This window comes from Pseudomonas sp. BN411, assembly GCF_029871235.1.
In the GTDB taxonomy this organism is placed as follows: Bacteria; Pseudomonadota; Gammaproteobacteria; order Pseudomonadales; family Pseudomonadaceae; genus Metapseudomonas.
This window is the reverse complement of sequence record NZ_SSOM01000065.1, coordinates 90,852-111,081: the sequence shown is the minus strand read 5'-3', so window position 1 is coordinate 111,081 and position 20,230 is coordinate 90,852. Positions and strand designations below refer to the sequence as shown.

Here is a 20,230-nt window from a genome sequence, read left to right as displayed (position 1 = left end):
TCCTACAGGGACAGCAGCGGTTCACTTGGGAGGACACTCTCAATCTGAGCTTTAAAAAGTGCCTTTATCTGAGTCTGTTTCCCCAGCCACGGGATTTCCAGAATGGCGCCGCTCAGTCTTCCCAACCGAAAGGCCCGCACATGAACACCGCAATCCCGGAACCGACCTACGACTACAAGGTGGTTCGCCAGTTCGCCCTGATGACGCTCGTCTGGGGCATCGTCGGCATGGGCATGGGCGTGTTCATCGCCGCCCAGCTCGTCTGGCCGGCGCTGAACCTCGACCTGCCCTGGACCAGCTTTGGCCGCCTGCGCCCGCTGCACACCAACCTGGTGATCTTCGCCTTCGGCGGCAGCGCGCTGTTCGCCACCAGCTACTACACCGTGCAACGCACCTGCCAGGCGCGGCTGTTCGGTGGCGGGCTTGCGGCATTCACCTTCTGGGGCTGGCAGGCGCTGGTGGTGATCCTGCTGGTGACCCTGCCCCAGGGCCTGACCACCACCAAGGAATACGCCGAGGTGGAATTCACCGGCGCGGTGTGGATGGGGATCATCTGGATCGCCTACGCGGTGGTGTTCTTCGGGACGGTGATGAAGCGCAAGACCAAGCACATCTACGTGGGCAACTGGTTCTTCGGCGCCTTCATCGTGGTCACCGCGATGCTGCACATCGTCAACCACATGGCCATTCCGGTGAGCTGGTTCAAGTCGTACTCGGTCTATTCCGGCGCCACCGACGCGATGGTGCAGTGGTGGTACGGCCACAACGCCGTGGGCTTCTTCCTCACCACCGGCTTCCTCGGGATGATGTACTACTTCATCCCCAAGCAGGCCGGGCGCCCGGTGTATTCCTACCGGCTGTCCATCGTGCACTTCTGGGCGCTGATCACCCTGTACATCTGGGCCGGCCCGCACCACCTGCACTACACCGCCCTGCCCGACTGGGCCCAATCCCTCGGCATGGTGATGTCGATCATCCTGCTGGCGCCGTCCTGGGGCGGCATGATCAACGGCATGATGACCCTGTCCGGCGCCTGGCATAAATTGCGCGACGACCCGATCCTGCGCTTCCTCGTGGTGTCCCTCGCCTTCTACGGCATGAGCACCTTCGAAGGCCCGATGATGGCCATCAAGACCGTCAACGCCCTCTCCCACTACACCGACTGGACCATCGGCCACGTGCACGCCGGGGCGCTGGGCTGGGTGGCGATGATCACCATCGGCTCGCTGTACCACCTGATCCCGCGCCTCTACGGCCGCGCGCAGATGCACAGCGTCGGCCTGATCAACGCGCACTTCTGGCTGGCCACCATCGGCACCGTGCTCTACATCGCCTCGATGTGGGTCAACGGCATCACCCAGGGCCTGATGTGGCGTGCGGTGAACGAGGACGGCACCCTCACCTACTCCTTCGTCGAAGCGCTGGAAGCCAGCCACCCCGGCTTCGTGGTGCGCATGGTGGGCGGCATCTTCTTCGTCACTGGCATGCTGCTGATGGCCTGGAATACCTGGCGCACGATTCGCGTTGGCGATGCCCGTACCACCGAAGTGGTGCCGCAGGCGGTGGCCCATGGATAGCGAAGGCGCCTACGCGCTGCTCAGCCTGGCCGCGCTGACCTTCTTCTACCTCGCCACCCAGGCCTGCCTGGGCGGCAGGAGCCAGCGTCAGATCGAAGAAGCCACCATGCTGCCCTTCGCCGACGACGACCCCGTGGCCCGGCGCATGGAGCGCGCCACTGGACGCAGCAGCACGGGGTGCGGCTGCCCGGGGCGGTGTGATGGGGGTTGTGCGAGCCGGGTGGAGATGGACGCCTGAGGGCCGAACCCTGTGGGGGCGAATTCATTCGCTAAGGGCTGCGCAGCAGCCCCTCTCAACGGTTGGGCAGACCTGCGGTCTGCTTAGCGATTGAAATCGCCCCCACAGAAAAGCGAGAGCAACCGCTACCTCACCAATAATTCTCCACCGCCACCTGCCCCGGCCGGCGGGTCAGACTGAGGTTCATGTCGCGCTTCTTCAGCACGGCACGGGTGTCGTCGATCATCTGCGGGTTGCCGCAGAGCATCACGCGGCTATGTTCCGGGATCAGTTCAAGGCCGGCGGCGCGTTCCAGATCACCGTTCTCGATCAGCGTGGTGATGCGCCCATGCAGCGCGCCGGGCACTTCCTCGCGGGTCACCACGGGGATGTACAGCAGCTTGTCGGCCGCGCCTTCCAGGTAATCACGGTTTTTCAGGTCATCGATCAGCGGTTGATAGGCCAGTTCGGCGGCCTGGCGCACGCTGTAGACCAGGATGATGCGTTCGAAACGCTGCCAGACTTCCAGGTCCTGGAGGATCGACAGGAAGGGAGCCAGGCCGGTGCCGGTGGCCAGCAGCCAGAGGTCGCGGCCATCTACGAAGCGGTCAAGGGTGAGGAAGCCAAAGGACGTCTTGTCCACCATCAGGGTGTCGCCGACCGCGAGGCGTGACAGCTCACTGGTGAATTCGCCCCCCGGCACGACGATGGAAAAGAACTCCAGATGCTCGTCATGGGGCGCCGACACCATGGAATAGGCGCGCCAGACGGTGCTGCCGTCGGGCTTGGTCACGCCCAGTCGGGCAAACTGGCCAGCGCGGAAGCGGTAGCCCGCGTCGCGGGTGGTGCGCAGGGTGAACAGGCTGGGCGTCAGGGTCTCTACTTCGAGCAGGGCCTGACGGGTGAACTTCTCTTCGCTGGCGGTCATACTCCGCTCCCACTCATTTCCGATTCGTTCGAAGACCGCCCCAGTGTCTCGCAAAGCGGCCTTCAGAAACACCGCCGGTTCTTATGCCTATATTTGCTACGTCTTTCGCCCAGCTCGACCTCGTTCGCCAGCCCGAGCAGCAGGATGACCCGCTGCAGGCCTTCGATGCCGCCGACGAATACCTGCTCAATCACCTCCATGAGCAAGGCATCACGGCCAATACACGCATCCTGGTACTGAACGACAGCTTCGGTGCGCTGGCGGCCAGCCTCGCCGCCCACGCCCAGGTCACCAGCAGCGGCGATTCCCACCTCGGTCATATCGCCCTGCAACGCAATCTGGCGCGCAATGAACTGGATGTCGGTGGCGTACGCTTCGTGCCTGCCAGTGAAGCGGCCATTGGTCCGTTCGACCGGGTACTGATCCGCGTGCCCAAGACCCTGGCACTGCTGGAGGAACAACTGATCCGCCTGCACGGCCAACTGGCTCCAGGCGCTACTGTGGTCGCCGCTGGCATGGTCAAGCACCTGCCCCACGCCGCCGGTGACCTGCTGGCCAAGTACATCGGCCCGATGCAGCCCTCCCTGGCGGCGAAGAAAGCCCGCCTGCTGATCGCCACGGCCGAGCAGAAGCCGGCCATCGCCTCGCCCTACCCCACGCGCTACCAGCTGGATCAACCGCGCCTGACGCTGGTGAATCACGCCAACGTGTTCTGCCGCGACGGGCTGGACATCGGCACCCGCGCCTTTCTCCCGCACCTGCCGCGCAGCCTGGCGGATGTCCGCGCGGCGGACCTGGGCTGCGGCAATGGCGTGCTCGGCATCGTCTACGCCCTGGCCAACCCGCAGGCACAGATGACATTGGTGGATGAGTCGTACATGGCGGTGCAATCGGCGCAGGAAAACTGGCGCGCAGCCCTGGGCGAACGCCCGGCGGATATCCGTGCCGGCGACGGCCTGGCCGAACAGCCGTCGGATTCGCTGGACCTGGTGCTATGCAACCCGCCCTTCCACCAACAGCAGGTGGTGGGCGACTTCCTCGCCTGGCGCATGTTCGTGCAAGCGCGCAATGCGCTGGTGAAGGGGGGCGAGCTGTGGATCGTGGGGAACCGCCACCTGGGCTACCACGCCAAGCTCAAGCGCCTGTTCCGCGGGGTTGAGCAAGTGGCGGCGACGCCGAAGTTCGTGGTGCTCAAAGCAAGCAAATAGCTGCACCAGGCCACTGAAACCCTGTAGGGGCGAATTTATTCGCCAAGGGCAGCGCAGCTGCCCCTATCGAATCTGCAGGGCAGGCCTTCGGCCTGCTTGGCGAATGAATTCGCCCCTACAAGTAATGGGAGAGCACGCCTAGTGCGTACTCAACCCCGCCGCCGCCATGAACATCCGCAGCAGGTAGGCCACGGCGCCCAGGGCCAGCACGCTGAGGGCCCAGATGCCCACCAGCCAGCCCAGGCGCTGCCACAGGGGCTTCTTCTCGGATTCGCCCATCGCCGTGCTCCTAGTGGTAGCCATCTTCCACACGCACCTTGCCGCGAAACACGTAGTAGCTCCACGCGGTGTACATCAAGATGAACGGGATGATGAACAGCGCGCCCACCAGCATGAAACCCTGGCTCTGCGGCGGGGCCGCGGCGTCCCAGATGGAAATGGACGGCGGGATCACATTGGGCCAGATGCTGATGCCCAGGCCGCTGTAGCCGAGGAAGATCAGCACCAGGGTCAGCACGAACGGCGCATGGTGGGCGTTGTTGGCCACCGCGCGCAGCAGCGCCCAGGTGCAGATCAGCACCAGGATCGGTACCGGCATGAACCAGAACAGGTTGGGCAGGCTGAACCAGCGCGTGGCGATTTCTTCATGGGCCAGCGGGGTCCAGATGCTGACGATACCGGTAATGCCCAGCAGCACCAGCACCAGCGGACGCGCCAGGTCGTGCATCTGCTGCTGCAGGCGGCCTTCGGTCTTCATGATCAGCCAGGTGCAGCCCAGCAGCGCGTAGGCGGCGATCAGGCCCAGGCCGCAGAACAGCGGGAAGGGTGCGAGCCAGTCCAGGGAACCGCCGGCATAGGCGCGGTCCACCACCGGAATACCTTCGATGAAGGCGCCCAGGGCCACGCCCTGGAAGAAGGTGGCGGCGATGGAACCGCCAATGAAGGCCTTGTCCCACAAGTGGCGCTTGGCCGGACGGGCCTTGAAGCGGAACTCGAAGGCCACGCCCCGGAAGATCAGCCCCAGCAGCATCAGGATCAGCGGCAGGTAGAGCGCGGAAAGCACCACCGAGTAGGCCAACGGGAAGGCACCGAACAGGCCGGCGCCGCCCAGGATCAGCCAGGTTTCGTTGCCGTCCCAGACCGGCGCGACGGTGTTCATCATCACGTCGCGCTCTTGGTCATCCTTGACGAAGGGGAAGAGGATGCCGATTCCGAGGTCGAAACCGTCCATCACCACATACATCATCACGCCGAAGATGATGATGATGGCCCAGATCAGAGAAAGGTCGACGCCCATGTTCAGGTCCTCGGCAGGGTTGTAGCGTTGTCGTCATCGTCCATGCCCTCTTCGGTCGCCGAGAGCGGGCGTGCAGGGGTGCGGTGCTGGCCAGGGCCACCAGCCAGTTCCTTGCCTTGATGGGTGACCGGGCCCTTGCGCACCAGGCGCATCATGTAGCCGATCCCCGTACCGAAGAGCACGAAATACACCACCACGAAGCTCACCAGGGTCAGGCTCATCTGCGCCACGCTGTGGTTGGATACCGCGTCAGCCGTGCGCATCAGCCCATAGACCACCCAGGGTTGGCGGCCCATTTCAGTGGTGAACCAGCCGGCCAGGATGGCGATCAATCCGGACGGCCCCATCCACAGGCACAGGTAGAGGAACGGCCGCGAGCGGAACAGCCCGCCGCGCCAGCGCAGCCAGAGGCTCCAGACGCCTACCAGGATCATCAGCATCCCCAGGGCGACCATGATGCGGAAGGACCAGAACACCACGGTGGAATTGGGGCGGTCTTCCTTGGGGAAGTCCTTCAGCGCCGGCACCTGTTTGTCCAGGCTGTGGGTCAGGATGATGCTGCCGAGGTAGGGAATCTCCACCTTGAAGCGGGTTTCCTCGCGCTCCATGTCCGGCCAGCCGAAGAGGATCAGCGGGGTAGCCTCACCACTGCTGTTGTCCCAGTGGCCTTCCATTGCGGCGATCTTCACCGGCTGGTGCTTGAGGGTGTTCAGACCGTGCAGGTCGCCAATGAAGGCCTGTACCGGGGCCACCAGCAGCGCCATCCACATGGCCATGGAGAGCATCTTGCGGATCGCCGGGTTGTCACGGCCGCGCAGCAGGTGCCAGGCCGCCGAGGCGCCAACAAAGAAGGCGGTGGCGAGGAAGGCGGCGGTGGCCATGTGCAGCAGGCGGTAGGGGAAGGACGGGTTGAAGATCACCGCCAGCCAGTCCACCGGCACCACGCGGCCGTCGATGATCTCGAAGCCCTGCGGGGTCTGCATCCAGCTGTTGGAGGCGAGGATCCAGAAGGTGGAGATGATGGTGCCGATGGCCACCATCACCGTGGCGAAGAAGTGCAGGCCAGGGCCGACGCGGTTCCAGCCGAACAGCATCACGCCGAGGAAGCCGGCTTCGAGGAAGAAGGCGGTGAGCACCTCGTAGGTCAGCAGGGGCCCTGTGACGGAGCCTGCGAAGTCGGAGAAGGCGCTCCAGTTGGTGCCGAACTGGTAGGCCATGACCAGGCCGGATACCACGCCCATGCCGAAGTTGACGGCGAAGATCTTCGACCAGAAGTGGTAGAGGTCGCGATAGACCCCCTGCCCCGTCTTCAGCCACAACCCTTCCAGCACGGCGAGGTAGCTCGCCAGGCCAATGGTGATGGCTGGGAAGATGATGTGGAAGGACACGGTGAAGGCGAACTGCATTCGGGCGAGATCGAGAGCCTCCAATCCGAACATGGCGAATCCTCTAATCAGGTTGATACGGGTGCGGCCCCGCGCGGCTCCTTTTGGTACTGGAGCCAGGCCGAGCCGAATTGTTCTTGTGGGGGCGAGTGCGACTGGATGCGGGCCAGGTCGGCCCTTCACAAACCCGCGTCTGGGGTTTTGACGCGGATCAAGCAATGCATAGAGATTAGCCGGTCAAGGCATTTTGGAAGCTGTGGTTCGTTGCCGCGCGACAGGTTGCCGCGCGGCTGCGCGCCGCATCAGGTGGGCAGGGGTTGTGTAGGTTGGCGCTGAGCGAAGCGAAGCCCAACATGCGGACTCACCGGGAATCGTTGGGCTTCGCTGCGCTCTGCCGCAACCTACGGTTCGAGAGCCTCGGGGCTGTCCACATCGCGCAGGACGCCCGGATCGTCGACGCCCACCGCTATCCAGGCGGCAGCATGGGCGCGCAGAACCCGGCGCGCGCCTTCGTCGCCAGTCAATTGCTGCAGCTCGGGCCAGAACTCCCGGCCGAAGAGCACAGGGTGCCCACGTTCATCGTGATGAACAGGGAAGACGATGCGGCTCGGCGCCGCCTTGGCAATCAGGGCGCACAGGCTGGACTCGGCGATCCAGGGCATGTCGCCCAGCAGCACGGCGATGGCCTCCCCTTCCCCAGCAGCCAGTGCCCGCGCTCCGGCCGCCAGGCTATGGCCCATGCCCTGGCCGGCGTCTTCGCAGAGGATGATGTTGCAGCCTTCCGGCAGCCCCAACGCCGCCGGGTCGTCCTCCGGGCGCAGCACCACATGCACCTCGTCGAACACCGCCTGGGCCCGCTCCAGGCTGGCTGCCAGCAGGGTGCGGCCATTAACCAGAGTGGCGCGGCGCTTGTCACTGCCAAAGCGAGTGCCGAAGCCGGCGGCGAGGATCAGGGCGGGGACGGTGGGCATGCAGCGACTCCGTTCAGCTAGGGCACGAACACTGTGGGGGCGAATTCATTCGCTATGCGGACCGCAGGTCTGCCCTGCAAAGCCAAAGGGGGCAGCATAGCTGCCCAAAGCGAATGAATTCGCCCCCACAACGGAAAAGCAGAGCCTGCTAGCGCGACTCAAACCCTTTCCCGCGCAATCCCATTGCGCACCCGCAGGATATCCGCGAGCACCGCCAGGGCGATTTCGGACGGGGTCTTGCTGCCCAGGTTGAGACCGATGGGGGCAATGATGCGGGCGATTTCCGCCTCGTTCAGGCCGCCCACCCGACGCAGGCGCTCCATGCGCTTGGTGCTGGTGGCCATGGAGCCCATCACGCCGATGTAGAAGGCTTCAGTGCGCACCGCTTCGATCATCGCCAGGTCGTCGATCTTCGGATCGTGGGTCAGGGCGACCACGGCAGTGTCTGCATGGCAGCCACCCAGGCGGATGAACTCCGAGGGCAGTTCGCGGCGGATTTCCACGCCCGGCAGCTCGACGCCTTGCAGCGCCTCGTCACGCGGGTCGCAGAGCACCACCTCGAAACCCAGGCTCTGGCCGAACTCGGCGCACACCTGGGCCACCGTGGAATACCCCGCCAGCAGCAGCCGCTGGGCAGCACCGACGCGCAGGCGCAGCAGCCTGTCCTCGCGCTCGACCCGGGGGCCGTGATCGCGGTCGGGCAGCAGACTCCGGGCGCCGTCGGGCACGGACACCTCGCGGATCAGCCGGCGCTGGCCCGCCAGGGCGCTTTCCAGTTCGCGCAGGTGGGCCTGGACATCGCAATCGGAGGGCAGGTTTTCCACCAGCACATCGAGGATGCCGCCGCAGGGCAGGCGAATCGACGAATGGGTGTCGCTGCCATCGCCATAGCGCACCAGCTGCACCGGCTCCGGGAAGGCGCCGGCGGCCAGGCGTTCGAGGAAGTCATCCTCCACGCAGCCGCCGGACAGCGAGCCTATCCAGTGCCCATCGGCGGTAGCCGCCAGCAGCGAGCCCGGCGCGCGGGGCGCCGAGCCGTACGTGGCAAGGACGGTACAGAGCCACACGCGCTGGCCGGAAGCGGACCACTCCAGGGCCTTGCGCACCACCAGCAGGTCGAGGTGTTGCATCGAGGGATACCGTTATCAGTGGGACGGGGCGTCGCTGCGCAATTCCGCCACCCGCTCGGGACCCACCTCACCGTCGAGACCACCCCAGGTCTGACGCAGGTAGTTGAGCAGGTCGCGCATCTGGCCGTCGTCGAGTTTATCCCTGAAGCCCGGCATTGGCTGCATCCGTTCGAAACCGGTGAACTGCTGCGCGCGGATGCCGTCGTCAATCACCCGAACCAAGTTGCGGGAATCGGCCAGGCGCAGGGTTGTGTTGCCGTTCATGGCGACTGCCACATGGGGCACGCCCTCGCCTTCCACGCCATGACAGCCGGCGCAGACGTTGAGGTACTGCTGGCGGCCACGGGCTGCGCTTTCGCCCAGCTGGGTCTCGGCCACGGCAACGATCTTGCGCGGTTCCGGCGCCTGCTCACCCAACAGGTAGGTGGCCATGGCGCGATGGTCGTCCTGAGGCAGGTACTGAGTGCTGTGGTGCAGCACCGGGTACATCTCGTTGAACACCGAGCCCTGGTCGCTGATGCCGTGCTTGAGGAAGGTGGACAGGTCGTCGGTGGTCCAGCCGCGCTCGGCCAGGTCCTTGGCCAACAGGCTGGGGGCCTCGTAGCCGAGGATCACCCCACCGGTCATACGCAGGTCCTGCTGCAGCGCGCCGACGGCGTTGCGCGGGGTGTGGCACTCGCCGCAGTGGCCGAGCACTTCCACCAGGTACTGGCCACGCTGCCATTCCTCGCCCTTACCATCGGCCGCTTCGAGCTGCACGCGGTTCTTGTACAGCATGTTCCAGAAGGTCATGCCGAAGCGCACGTTGAACGGGAAGGCCAGGTCGGTCTTCGGGCTCGGCTTGGCGATGGGCTCCAGGCTCATCAGGTACGCATAGATGGCGTCGGAGTCTTCGCGCTTGAGCAGGTGGTAGGAGGTGTAGGGCATGGCCGGGTACAGCTTGCCACCGTCCCTGCGCTCACCCTGGGTCACCGCCTTGAAGAACTCATCGGCGCTGTAGTGGCCGATGCCGTGCTCCTTGTCCGGGGTGATGTTGGTGCCGTAGATGGTGCCGAACGGCGACACCAGCGGCAGGCCGCCGGCGTACTCGGCGCCGCCTTCGATGCTGTGGCAGGCCACGCAGTCGGCGGCACGGGCCAGGTACTTGCCACGCTCGATCAGCGCCTTGTCCGCCGGTTGTTCAGCGGCCTGGGCGGCCAGGGGCAGCAGCAGTGCCGCGAGGATAAGCGAGCGCATCCTCAACCCTCCTTGACCAGGCCGAGGCCTTCCACCACTTCGCGCGCGGCGTTGTAGTAGCGGACATAGCCGGTGCAGCGGCAGATGTGGTTACCCAGGGCGTGCTCGATCTCCCCTTCCAGTTCGCTGCGCTTGACCGGCTGGCGCTGGAGCTTTTCCACCAGCACGGTGGCGGCGTTGACGTAGCCGGGGGTGCAGTAGCTGCACTGGAAGGCGAACTGGTCGATGAACTTCTGCTGGATCGGGTTCAGCCCGGTCACTTCGCCCTTTTCATCGCGCTTGGCGTGGCCTTCGACAGTACGCACCTTCTTGCCGTCGAAGAAGTGCGCGCCGGTGATGCAGGTGCGGATTTCCTCGCTGGTGCCGTCCGGCTTGTCGAGGATCGCCACGCAGGCATGGCAGACGCCCTGGCCGCAGCCCAGGCGCGAACCGGTGAGGTTCAGGTATTCGTGGAGGAACTCGATCATCATCAGGTCGTCGTCCACGGTGATGGGACCGACGGCCTGGCCGTTGAGGGTCATGCTGAGGGCGCGCTTAGCCATGGAGGGCCTCCTTGATGCGGGCCGGGGTCAGGGGAAGGTCGCGCAGGCGCTTGCCGGTGGCGTGGGCCACGGCGTTCACGATGGCGCCGACCACGGGGATCATCACCACTTCGGCAATGCCCTTGGCCGGGTCGCTGGGCGACAACGGCGGTAGGATTTCAGCGGTCTGTGTCCAGACTGCGCAGTCCTTGGCGCGGGGCAGCTGGTAACGGTTGAAGTTCCAGGTGCCTTCGCCGGGACCGCCCTCGTACAGCGGCATTTCTTCCAGCAGCGCGTGGCCGATGCCCATGGCGATACCACCTTCGAGCTGGCCGCGAACCAGTTCCGGCACGATGACCCGGCCGCACTCCAGCCAGGAATGGTGGTTGATCACCCGCGCCTCGCCGCTGCCCTTGTTCACCTTCACCTCGACCAGGGTGGCGACCGGGCTGTAGTAGGTGACCATGGCGTTGTTCAGCTGGGTCGGCGGATAGGTGATGGCGGTGCGATCCAGCAGGTGGAAACCGTGGCTGGTCATCTTCGCCTTCTTCTCCTTGGGCGCGCCGTCGCCGTATTTCACGGCTACCGCGTCCAGCGGGAAGGTGTCGCGCTTGCCGTCGATCTCGAACTCGCCCTCGGCCCAGGCCCAGCGGTTGAAACCGTGGACGCTGACGCCGGTGACCAGACCCAGCTCATGGGCCTTGTGCGCCAGCAGCTCGAAGGGGATCGGCGGCAGGCCGTTGGCGGTGAGTTTGCCTTCGACCCAGTTGGCGTCCTCGCGGCGCACGACGTACGGGTTGGCCATGCCGCCGAACTCGCCGCGGCCCCAGATGGCCAGTGCCGCCGGCCACAGGCCGTGGTTGAAGAGGATGCGCGCGGCTTCACGGGTGCCGTGGCCGGAGTAGTAGGCCGAGTTGGTTGCCGAGGACGGCGACGCCAGCTTGCCGACCCAACGCGGGTTCTTCAGCGCGGCGTCCTGCTCGGACTGGCTGATCAGGTAGGGGTTGCCGCTGGTGGACAGAGCCAGTTCGGACCACTCGGTGACGCCCGTGCGGATGTCATGCGCCGGGCGACCCAGATAGTCGGCCACCAGCAGGGCCTGGGAGGTGGCCATGCCGGTGCCCATGTCGATGGCGATCTGGCGCAGCGTCACGCGGCCGTCGGCAGTGAACTCCACGCTCGCCATGGGCGCTTCGGAGCCGGTGCCGAAGTCCTTCTGGCAGATGGCGAAGCCAACGCCGTAGTAGTTGTCCGGGTCCTTCGCCTCTGCTTCGCGCTTACGCGCATCGCGGTTCTTCCAGACGTCGTGCTGGGCGGCCTTGTCGAGGATTTCCTCCAGGCGCAGGGCACCGGCGGGAATGGCGCCCTGGGTGTTCTTCATGCCGGACTTGAAGACGTTCTTGCGGCGCAGCTCGATGGGGTCGACGCCCAGGCGCTGGGCCACTTCGTCCACCATCATCTCGGTGGCGGCCATGGTCTGCAGGGTGCCGTAGCCACGCATGGAGCCGGCTTCGACGCCACGGGAGTGGTAGGCGGTGGCGGCCAGGTCGCTCTGCGGCAGGTAGTAGATCGACTGCGCGGCGGTGGCACCCACGGCAGCTACCGAGGGGCTGTAGTTGATGCGGCCGCCACCGTCGACATCCATGTGAGCACGGAAGATCTGGAACGACAGGTCGTCCTTCTTCACCGCCAACTGGTAGTGCATATCGAAGGGGTGGCGCTTGATGCCGCTCTGGAACTGCTCGTAGCGGTCATTGGCCAGGCGCACCGGTACGCCGTCGCCGTACATGGCGGCCAGGGCGGCGTAGAAGACGAAGATGTTGTTGTCCTTGGAGCCGTAACCCACGGTGTAGCCGGGGTGCATGTTCAGCTTCGTCACCTTGAAGCGCGACGGCGCCAGCATGTGTGCGGTCTGCTCGGCCACTTCGAAGGGGCACTGGGTGGCCACGACGAAATGCAGGGTGCCAGTGGCCGGGTCGTACCAGCCGTTACCGTTGTCCGCTTCCAGGGCGGCGGGCTCGATGGACTGAGTCTTGAAGCGCTCATCGAAGACCATCCAGCCTTCCGGCGGATTGGCCAGTTTCGACTGCATCTGCTCGGCGTGGTAGATGCCCTGGGCGGTCAGGTCGCCCGTCGGGTTGCCGGCACCCCAGGTGGGTTTGCGCTCGCGGATCAGCGGGAACAGCATGCTGTCCTTCAGGCTGGAGAAGGCGTCCGGCTCGAACGGCGTGGCGCCGCCAACGCGCACGAAGCGGAAGCTGCCGTAGGGGTCGCGCTGGTACAGCGGCGCCTGGGCACCGTAGCGCACCACTTTCTCGTTGAACTTGAGGATGTTCTTCGCCCGGCGATAGCGGTCGAAGTCCTTCCAGATCAGCAGCGCCACCGGGTGGCCGATGAACATGGGCACCTGGCCTTCCGGCAGGAAGGGGTCCGGGCTGTGGCCTTCGGGGAAGGCGATGCCGTCCCGCGCCAGGTCCGCGGCGGTCACCACGCGGTCGGGCTTCAGCTCATCCCCCAGCATCGACAGGTCGATGCCCTGGTACAGGTGGTCGGCACGGGTGGCCTTGATCAGCAGCGCGTGGCCCTGCTGTTGCGGCCAACCAGGCATGTCCTTGGCGCGGATGTCGCGGGCGAACACCTTGCCGCCGCAGACCTTGCTGACACCATCGATCCGCCCACGGGCCTGGCCACCAGCGGTGTGCCAGGGCTCGGGGCCACGGGTGACCTGTTCTTCGAACAGAGCGGCGAAGGCCTTGCTGCCGAGCGGCGCGAGAGTGATGCCGATACCGGCGACGACGCTGCCTTGCAGGAAGGCGCGGCGGGATAGTTCAGGAGTGGACATGCCCGTTTCTCCTGGGTCGGCCGAAGCCGAACCCAATTTTTGTGCAATAAACGGTTGTCGGCCCTTCCTTGGGAAAGGGCCGCAATAAGAATAGTCGGTGGGGTTTACCTGACTCGGAGGTCAAATCTTAACGAAAAGCCTGACGCAGACAAAGAAAAATTGTCTTACGGGTCAGAAAATTCTGACGAGGGACTCGCTGTTCGAACGCTTTGTTCGCCAAATGCAACCGCATGTTTCAGCTGCATGCTAGGCTGCGACATCGATAGCAACCTAACAGGTTGTTGAAAAACGTAGGCGAGGCAGCCGAGACAAGGCAAAAACGGCCGAAGAAGCGGAGTTTACGAGTTGTAAATGAGCATTCTGAGGCCGTTTTTAACGCCGTATCGGCAACGCAGGTAGTTTTTCAACAGCCTGGAAAGCATTTTCGGATATGTCCCAGACCCCTCTCCTACGCCATCACCGCCCCTTCCTGGCTTTCTGGTTCGCGCGCGTGTGCACGGCCAGCGGCTTCCAGATGATCACGGTCGCCATCGGCTGGCACATCTATGAACTCACCGGCAACGTGCTCGACCTGGGTCTGGTAGGCCTGGTGGAGTTCCTGCCGCGCGTGTTGTTCATGCTGCACACCGGGCATGTGGCCGACCGCTTCGACCGCCGCCGCGTCGCCGCCATCTGCCAGGTGCTACAGGCCCTGGTGGCCGGCGTATTGGTATTTGCCAGTGCCACCGACAGCGCCAGCCGCGAACTGATCTTCCTCATGGCCTTCGTCCTTGGTGCCGCGCGCGCCTTCGAGATGCCGGCCACCCAGGCGCTGCTGCCCAACGTGGTGCCCAAGGAACTCTTTCCCCGCGCGGTGGCTGCTTCGGCCTCGGCCATGCAGGCGGCCACCATCGTCGCGCCGGCCCTGGGCGGTCTGCTGTATGCCTTCGGCAGCCTGTGGGTGTATGGACCGACGGCCATCCTCTATATCGCCGCCTGTGTCCTGATGCTGGGCCTCTCCAGCAACCAGCAACAGGCGAACAAGGCCCCGGCCAATTTGGAAAACCTGCTAGCGGGCATCCGCTTCATCCGCAGCCGCCCGGACATTCTCGGCGCCATCTCCCTGGATCTCTTCGCCGTGCTGCTGGGTGGCGCCACTGCCCTGCTTCCGGTGTTCGCCAAGGACATCCTGCTCACCGGCCCCTGGGGCCTCGGCCTGCTGCGCTCGGCCCCGGCGGTTGGCGCCTTGCTGATGTCATTCTGGCTGGCGCGCTTCCCCATCGAGCGCAATGTCGGGCGGATCATGTTCACCTCGGTGGGCATATTCGGCGTGGCGACCATCGCCTTCGGCCTGTCCACCTCCTTCTGGTTCTCCCTGGCGGTTCTGGCAGTGCTAGGCGCGGCCGACATGATCAGCATGGTGATCCGTGGTGCCTTCGTGCAGCTGCACACCCCGGACGAGATGCGCGGCCGGGTCAGCGCGGTGAACGGCCTGTTCATCGGCGCTTCCAACCAGTTGGGCGAGTTCGAGTCCGGCGTCACCGCGGCCTGGTTCGGCACGGTTCCGGCAGTGGTCATGGGCGGCGTGGGCACGCTGATCGTGACCGGGCTGTGGATGAAGCTGTTCCCGAGCCTGGCCAAGCGGGACAAGCTGCACTGAGTCCATCCCGGGTGCGTTTCCTTGTGGGGGCGAATTCATTCGCTATGGGCAGCGCAGCTGCCCCCCTCAACATCCGTGGAGCAGGACTTCGTCCTGCCTAGCGAATGAATTCGCCCCCACAGGAAAGCCCCTAGGAGTCCGCCGTCAGGGCACCAACATCGCCTTGGCGATTTCATTGCGTTTGCCCTTGCCGCACAGCTGCTCCACCAGAGTCAGGGCAAAAGCCAGTGCGTTGCCCGGCCCCTGGGCCGTGATGCAATTGCCGTCCACCACCACCGGCTGGTCGACAAAGGTGCAGCCGGAAAGGCGGTCGCTGAAGGTCGGGTAGCAGGTCATGCGGCGCTGGCGCAGTACGCCGAAGGGCTGCAGGGCCATGGCCGGGGATGCGCAGATGGCGGCGAAGAAGCGGCCGGCCTTGGCCTGTTCGCGGACCTTTTCGCCCAGCGGTTCATGTTCGCCCAGGCGCTGTGCACCGGGCATGCCGCCGGGTAGCACGATCAGGTCGTAGTCCTGGGCCAGCACGTCCAGCAACATGGTGTCAGCAGTCAGGCGGGTGCCACGAGCCAAGGTGATCATGCGGCGGGTTTCGATGCTGGCCACCACCGTCTTGATTTCGGCGCGCCGCAGCACGTCGATGAGCGTCACGGTCTCCAGGTCCTCCACGCCTTCAGCAACGGCGATCAGGGCCTGGAGTTGGGGTTGGGTGTGCATGGCATTCTCCTGTTCCTGGAAACCGAAGCTGTCCGTCCGGTCACAAATTCACCGCTCCCAGGTGAGCTGGTATGATGCGCGCCTTTTTCCAGACTGGCAGAGAAAAGTCCATGGCGCCCGCGCGCGCCGTGCATTTGTGCTTTTCTTTTCGCCAGCTGAATGACAACGACGCACTGCGTCACGGGGAGCTCACACATGCTGGAAAAGCTATTCCAACTCAAGGCGCACGACACCAATGTGCGTACCGAGATCCTGGCGGGTCTGACGACCTTCCTGACGATGGCCTACATCCTTTTCGTCAACCCGGCCATCCTCGGTGAAACCGGCATGGACAAGGGCGCGGTGTTCGTCGCCACCTGCCTGGCTGCCGCCATCGGTTCGACCGTCATGGCGCTGATCGCCAACTACCCCATCGCCCTGGCTCCCGGCATGGGGCTGAACGCCTTCTTCACCTACACCGTGGTGCTGCAGATGGGGCACACCTGGCAGGTGGCCCTGGGCGCGGTGTTCCTCTCCGCCTGCATGTTCTTCCTGTTGTCGATCTTCAAGATCCGCGAGTGGATCATCAACAGCATCCCACTGGAGCTGCGCTCGGCCATCGCCGCCGGCATCGGCCTGTTCCTCGGACTGATCGCCCTGCAGAAAGCCGGCATCGTCGCCGCCCACCCGGTGACCATGGTGACGGTCGGTGACCTGACCAAGCCCGAGCCGATCCTCGCCGTGCTCGGCTTCTTCCTGATCGTCGCCCTCGAAGCGCGCAAGGTGACCGGCGCCGTGCTGATCGGCATCCTCGCCGTGACCATCGCCGGCATCGCACTGGGCGTTTCCCAGTTCGGCGGCATCTTCTCCATGCCGCCGTCGCTGGCGCCGACCTTCCTCCAGCTGGACATCGCCGGTGCCCTGGAAATCGGCCTGGTGAGCGTGATCTTCGCCTTCCTCTTCGTCGATCTGTTCGACAACTCCGGCACCCTCATTGCCGTGGCCAAGAAGGCCGGCCTGATGCGCGCCGACGGCTACATGCCGAAGATGGGCCGCGCCCTGATCGCCGACTCCACCGCGGCCATGGGCGGTTCCCTGCTGGGCACCTCCACCACCACCAGCTACATCGAGTCCGCTGCGGGCGTCAGCGCCGGCGGCCGCACCGGCCTCACCGCCCTGGTGGTTGCCGTGCTGTTCCTGCTGGCCCTGTTCCTCTCGCCGCTGGCGGGTAGCGTGCCGGCCTTCGCCACCGCGCCGGCGCTGTTCTTTGTCGCCGTGCTGATGGCCTCGGGCCTCGCCGAGATCGACTGGCACGACCTGACCACCGCCGCACCGGTGCTGATCACCGCCCTGGCCATGCCGTTCACCTATTCCATCGCCGACGGCATCGCCTTCGGCTTCATCGCCTGGGCCGCGATCAAGACCCTGGCTGGCCGCTACAAGGAGCTCAGCCCGGCGCTGGTGATCCTGGCCGTGCTCTTCGTTATCAAGATGGGTTTCTTCCACTGATGAGTCGTCCCCAGTTCGACCCGGCGGCCTACGCCGCCCAGCTCACCGAGAAGACGCAGCGCCTCAAGGCGCTGCTGGCGCCCTTCGACGCCCCGGAACCGGAAGTCTTCGAGTCCCCCCGCGAGCATTACCGCCTTCGCGCCGAGTTCCGCCTGTGGCGCGAAACCGGCAACGAGACTCGCCACTACGCGATGTTCGAAGCCGGCGACAAGTTCACGCCGATCCTGATCGAGGACTTCCCCATCGCCAGCCGCCGCATCAACGAGTTGATGCCGCGCCTCAAGGCGGGTTGGCAGGCAAGCCAGGTGCTGTCGTTCAAGCTGTTCCAGGTGGAGTTCCTCACCACCCTGGCCGGCGATGCGCTGATCACCCTCTGCTACCACCGCCCGCTGGACGAGGCCTGGCAAGCGGAAGCCGAAAAGCTCGCCGCAGACCTTGGCGTGAGCCTGGTGGGCCGTTCCAAGGGCAAGCGCATCGTCATCGGCCGCGACTATGTCGAGGAAGAGCTGACCGTCGCCGACCGCATGTTCCGCTATCGCCAGCCGGAGGGTGCCTTCACCCAGCCCAACGGCGAGGTGAACCAGAAGATGCTGGGCTGGGCCTTCGATGTACTGGGCGAGCGCCAGGACGACCTGCTGGAGCTTTACTGCGGCAACGGCAACTTCACCCTGCCCCTGGCCACCCGCGTGCGCAAGGTGCTGGCCACCGAGATCAGCAAGACCTCGGTGAACGCCGCCCTGGCCAACCTGGCCGACAACGCTGTGGATAACGTCACCCTGGTGCGCCTGTCCGCCGAGGAGCTGACCGAGGCGCTGAACGAGGTTCGCCCGTTCCGCCGCCTGGCCGGCATCGACCTCAAGGGCTATGAGTTCGGCAACGTCTTCGTCGACCCGCCGCGTGCTGGTATGGACCCGGACACCTGCGAACTGACCCGCCGCTTCGACCGCATCCTCTACATCTCCTGCAACCCGGAGACCCTGGCCGCGAACATCCAGCAGCTCAGCGACACCCACAAAGTGGTGCGCTGCGCGCTGTTCGACCAGTTCCCCTATACGCACCACATGGAATCGGGTGTGCTGCTGGAGCGGCGCTCGTAGGTTGGGGTCCGGAGCGGAATCGAACACCCTCACCCCAACCCTCTCCCAGAGGGAGAGGGGGCGGTCCGCGCTGGGACTGACCGGCGTGAGTCACCCCTCGCCCTTCGGGAGAGGGGCCGGGGGAGAGGGTAGCCAAGCCTCGCTCGATGCTCCCCCCGGCATCGTTGGGCTTCGCTGCGCTCTGCACCAACCTACAAGAGCGCTTGCCTACGAGAAGGCACGCGCCAGATCGATCACCAGCGCTCGATAGCCCACGCTACCCGGCTGGCGGCTGCTCACTTTGAGCTCCACCTGTACCTCTTGGGTGCCGTACTTCACTTCGTTGAGCACGGTGGTGGTGAGTTTTTCCGGGGTGAGGAAGCCCACCGAAGCCGAGTAGATGAACTGGGTGTCCTTGTCGGCGCGGTATTCGACGACCGAAGTCACCGGGCTGTACCACTCGTCCCCGCGTTCCTTGCCGTATTCCCAGACCTGCTCGACCGTACCCTTCGCCTCGTCGATGCGGTACTCCACCGCGCGGCTGTAGTTGCCGGCCAGCTTGGTCGGCGCGAAGTTGCGGCCCCAGCCGTTGTCGAACACGCTCAACGTGCCTTTGCCGGTGAGCCAGGCAGTGTGCTGGGTCCAGGACCAGTCGAAGCCTTCAGCGTAGAGTCCGCCCTCCTCCGCGAGCGCTTCACCCTTGGCATTCACCGGGGTCAGCACCTTGGACTTGAGGCGCTCCGGCCAGCCCTGGGGCGAGGCGAGAATCCATTTCACCTCCTTGTTGCGACCGATCTTCACCACGCCCTGGTGTCGGGCGGAGATGATGATGCTGTCGTCGCTGGCGTCGTAGTCGATGGCGTTGACGTGGGCCCAGTTGCGGCCGGTGCCGACGCCGGGGGTGTCGCCGAACGGCAGGTCGCCTTCCAGCAGCTCGTTGGCAGCGGTGCTGTCCTGCTTCTGCACGCCTTCCGGTAGCTGGAGAGCGGCCTTGCCAAGAGTTTCCAGCAGCTCGCCGCGATAGGGGTCGAGGATCTGGTTCAGGTCCCAGAAGTCCAGCACGTCGCCAGCTTCGTTCACCTCGATAATGTGGTCGCGGATGGAGCGCACGCGCTTGCCATCCGGGCGGCGGTAGTCGCTGGTGCCGACGCGCAGCAGGTAAGTGCCGTTGGGGGTCTCGCGGATCTCGTGGGAGAAGTCGGCGAACTTGTCCGGCAGGGCGCGTTGCCACACGCGGCGACCCAGCAGGTCGTACTTGGAATAGGTCTGGCCCTGGCCCCAGATCAGCTTGCCGTCGCGGGTCTGCTGGAAGCCCATGGTGCCGCCCAGGCCGTCCCGGCGACCGGAATCGTGGATCTGCTCGATATCCAGGTACCAGCGCACATCACCGTTGCTGTCGGAGATCCAGTTGTTGCCCACCTGGTCCCACTCCGCGGCACCGCCCAGGGCGTTCCATTTGAAGGCGCGGCCGCCGGGAATCTCGCCGAGCAGGTGGTTGAACAGGTACAGGCGATGCTCGAAGCCGGGCGCCACCTTGATCGGCTCCACCAGCGGCAGCGCGGCGGTCTGGTTGGCAACCACCGGCAGGCGCACCGCCGGGGCGTAGACCTGATAGCGCTCGCGAATGCGCTCGCCATCGAGCTTGTAGGTCACCTCCACCTGGTTGACGTGGTCCGGGTAGAGGCCGAACACCGGGATACCGCCGTAGGTCCAGAGGGAGCGGTCAGAGACTTCGTAGGCGATGTCCACGCCACGCTCGCCTTTGCCCAGCACACGGACGTGGGCGGCGCTGATGGCCTGGCCACCGTCGCGGATGATCGCGGTCAGCGGCGCCAGCTTGTAGGGGTTGACCACCACGTCGCCGAGCAGGGCGGTGCCGCGCTCCGGCACCTTGGCAGTGATGCAGGCGCCTTCGGGAAGATCAGGGGTTTCGGTCTTGGCGTTCATCGGGAAAAGTCCTTTTTCAGGGCGAGATGAGGTGTCGTTCTCGCTCTTATAAAGGCA

17 protein-coding genes are annotated in these 20,230 nt (G+C 65.2%); 6 read left to right on the top strand and 11 right to left on the bottom strand.

Going from position 1 to position 20,230, the window contains the following annotated elements:
* The first annotated feature begins 140 nt into the window (after positions 1 to 140).
* Both ccoN and E8F06_RS10725 read left to right on the top strand, forming a co-directional pair.
* The gene (gene ccoN / locus E8F06_RS10730; protein WP_280366859.1) at positions 141 to 1,577 is read left to right on the top strand and encodes a cytochrome-c oxidase, cbb3-type subunit I; all 1,437 of its coding nucleotides are present in this window, start codon (positions 141 to 143) and stop codon (positions 1,575 to 1,577) included.
* A complete protein-coding gene (locus E8F06_RS10725; protein WP_280366857.1) occupies positions 1,570 to 1,815 on the top strand; it encodes a cbb3-type cytochrome c oxidase subunit 3 in 246 nt (81 codons plus the stop codon). The genes ccoN and E8F06_RS10725 overlap by 8 nt, the downstream gene beginning before the upstream one ends.
* Positions 1,816 to 1,945: 130 nt before the next feature.
* Here the strand turns inward: E8F06_RS10725 and E8F06_RS10720 are convergent, their stop codons facing one another.
* Complete coding sequence (locus E8F06_RS10720) at positions 1,946 to 2,722, bottom strand: ferredoxin--NADP reductase (protein WP_280366855.1); 777 nt, start codon at positions 2,720 to 2,722, stop codon at positions 1,946 to 1,948.
* A gap of 83 nt (positions 2,723 to 2,805) precedes the next feature.
* Between E8F06_RS10720 and E8F06_RS10715 the strand changes: the two genes are divergently transcribed.
* Positions 2,806 to 3,930: a class I SAM-dependent methyltransferase gene (locus E8F06_RS10715; RefSeq protein WP_280366853.1), complete on the top strand. Its 1,125-nt coding sequence runs from the start codon at positions 2,806 to 2,808 to the stop codon at positions 3,928 to 3,930.
* Between the two features lie 138 nt (positions 3,931 to 4,068).
* Here the strand turns inward: E8F06_RS10715 and E8F06_RS10710 are convergent, their stop codons facing one another.
* The 8 genes from E8F06_RS10710 to E8F06_RS10675 all read right to left on the bottom strand — a co-directional run bounded on the left by E8F06_RS10710 (position 4,069) and on the right by E8F06_RS10675 (position 13,312).
* Positions 4,069 to 4,209, bottom strand: coding sequence for a DUF2474 domain-containing protein (locus tag E8F06_RS10710; protein ID WP_190826909.1), 141 nt, complete (start codon positions 4,207 to 4,209; stop codon positions 4,069 to 4,071).
* Between the two features lie 10 nt (positions 4,210 to 4,219).
* Positions 4,220 to 5,227: a cytochrome d ubiquinol oxidase subunit II gene (cydB, locus tag E8F06_RS10705; protein WP_280366849.1), complete on the bottom strand. Its 1,008-nt coding sequence runs from the start codon at positions 5,225 to 5,227 to the stop codon at positions 4,220 to 4,222.
* A 2-nt stretch (positions 5,228 to 5,229) separates the two neighbouring features.
* A complete protein-coding gene (locus E8F06_RS10700) occupies positions 5,230 to 6,666 on the bottom strand; it encodes a cytochrome ubiquinol oxidase subunit I (RefSeq protein WP_280366846.1) in 1,437 nt (478 codons plus the stop codon).
* A gap of 347 nt (positions 6,667 to 7,013) precedes the next feature.
* Positions 7,014 to 7,583, bottom strand: a complete 570-nt coding sequence (locus tag E8F06_RS10695; RefSeq protein ID WP_280366844.1) for a nucleotidyltransferase family protein — start codon at positions 7,581 to 7,583, stop codon at positions 7,014 to 7,016.
* Between the two features lie 158 nt (positions 7,584 to 7,741).
* Positions 7,742 to 8,713, bottom strand: coding sequence for an XdhC family protein (locus tag E8F06_RS10690; RefSeq protein ID WP_280366842.1), 972 nt, complete (start codon positions 8,711 to 8,713; stop codon positions 7,742 to 7,744).
* Between the two features lie 15 nt (positions 8,714 to 8,728).
* On the bottom strand, positions 8,729 to 9,949 hold the full coding sequence (locus E8F06_RS10685) for a cytochrome c (protein WP_280366839.1): 1,221 nt from the start codon (positions 9,947 to 9,949) through the stop codon (positions 8,729 to 8,731).
* A 2-nt stretch (positions 9,950 to 9,951) separates the two neighbouring features.
* Complete coding sequence (locus E8F06_RS10680; protein WP_280366837.1) at positions 9,952 to 10,491, bottom strand: 2Fe-2S iron-sulfur cluster-binding protein; 540 nt, start codon at positions 10,489 to 10,491, stop codon at positions 9,952 to 9,954.
* Positions 10,484 to 13,312, bottom strand: a complete 2,829-nt coding sequence (locus E8F06_RS10675; protein ID WP_280366834.1) for a xanthine dehydrogenase family protein molybdopterin-binding subunit — start codon at positions 13,310 to 13,312, stop codon at positions 10,484 to 10,486. Before E8F06_RS10675 ends, E8F06_RS10680 begins: the two co-directional genes overlap by 8 nt.
* 430 nt (positions 13,313 to 13,742) lie before the next feature.
* On the opposite strand from E8F06_RS10675, the gene E8F06_RS10670 reads away from it, so the two are divergent.
* On the top strand, positions 13,743 to 14,951 hold the full coding sequence (locus E8F06_RS10670; RefSeq protein WP_280366832.1) for an MFS transporter: 1,209 nt from the start codon (positions 13,743 to 13,745) through the stop codon (positions 14,949 to 14,951).
* A 144-nt stretch (positions 14,952 to 15,095) separates the two neighbouring features.
* On the opposite strand, the gene E8F06_RS10665 is transcribed toward E8F06_RS10670, so the two are convergent.
* Complete coding sequence (locus E8F06_RS10665) at positions 15,096 to 15,662, bottom strand: DJ-1 family glyoxalase III (protein ID WP_280366830.1); 567 nt, start codon at positions 15,660 to 15,662, stop codon at positions 15,096 to 15,098.
* 195 nt (positions 15,663 to 15,857) lie between these two features.
* On the opposite strand from E8F06_RS10665, the gene E8F06_RS10660 reads away from it, so the two are divergent.
* Together E8F06_RS10660 and trmA are read left to right on the top strand one after the other, a co-directional pair.
* Positions 15,858 to 17,150: an NCS2 family permease gene (locus E8F06_RS10660; RefSeq protein WP_280366828.1), complete on the top strand. Its 1,293-nt coding sequence runs from the start codon at positions 15,858 to 15,860 to the stop codon at positions 17,148 to 17,150.
* Entirely contained in the window at positions 17,150 to 18,247 is a 1,098-nt protein-coding gene (trmA, locus tag E8F06_RS10655) for a tRNA (uridine(54)-C5)-methyltransferase TrmA (protein ID WP_280366826.1), read from the top strand. The genes E8F06_RS10660 and trmA overlap by 1 nt, the downstream gene beginning before the upstream one ends.
* A gap of 207 nt (positions 18,248 to 18,454) precedes the next feature.
* Here the strand turns inward: trmA and E8F06_RS10650 are convergent, their stop codons facing one another.
* Positions 18,455 to 20,173 carry an aryl-sulfate sulfotransferase gene (locus tag E8F06_RS10650; RefSeq protein WP_280366824.1) on the bottom strand — a complete coding sequence of 573 codons (1,719 nt, stop codon included), beginning with the start codon at positions 20,171 to 20,173 and terminating at the stop codon, positions 18,455 to 18,457.
* Positions 20,174 to 20,230 lie beyond the last annotated feature (57 nt).